The 445-nt window shown below is 76.6% G+C and carries 1 pseudogene; it reads left to right on the forward strand.

Annotation, left to right across the window (positions count from 1 at the left end):
• Positions 1 to 114 (forward strand): annotated as a pseudogene (locus tag PUR53_RS06910) (lytic transglycosylase domain-containing protein); the annotation flags it as partial.
• Between the last annotated feature and the right edge of the window lie 331 nt (positions 115 to 445).

The following is a 445-nucleotide window of genomic DNA, read 5'->3' on the forward strand; positions in this document are numbered from 1 at the left end:
GCGGTCTGGCGGACCTATCCGGCCACGCAGATCAAGTTGGGCCTGAACTACATGAACGATCGCTTCGGCAGCCCCTGTGACGCTTGGGCGTTCTGGCAGGCCAACGGATCCTACTGTGCCGACGCGGCCACGCCGTCGAGGCCACCGGCCCCGGGGGGTTTCCCCCCCCAACCCGGGGGGGGACCGCCCGCCCGGAAGGGGGGGGTGTGTTTTTTGATAACTTGTCTGCGGGCGGGTGTGTTTGGGGGCGGGGCCTACTGTGTGTGGTGTCGGCTGTGCCGCCTGGTTGTCTTCAGATCACGCGCAGCACCCCCCCCCCGCCCCCCCCCCCCCCCCCCCCCCCCCCCCCCCCCCCCACCCCCCCCCCCCACCCCCCCCCCCCCCCCCCCACCCCCCCCCCCCCCCCCCCCCCCCCCCCCCCCCCCCCCCCCCCCCCCCCCCCCCC

Source organism: Streptomyces sp. SP18BB07 (assembly GCF_036322545.1).
Lineage (GTDB): Bacteria > Actinomycetota > Actinomycetes > Streptomycetales > Streptomycetaceae > Streptomyces > Streptomyces deccanensis.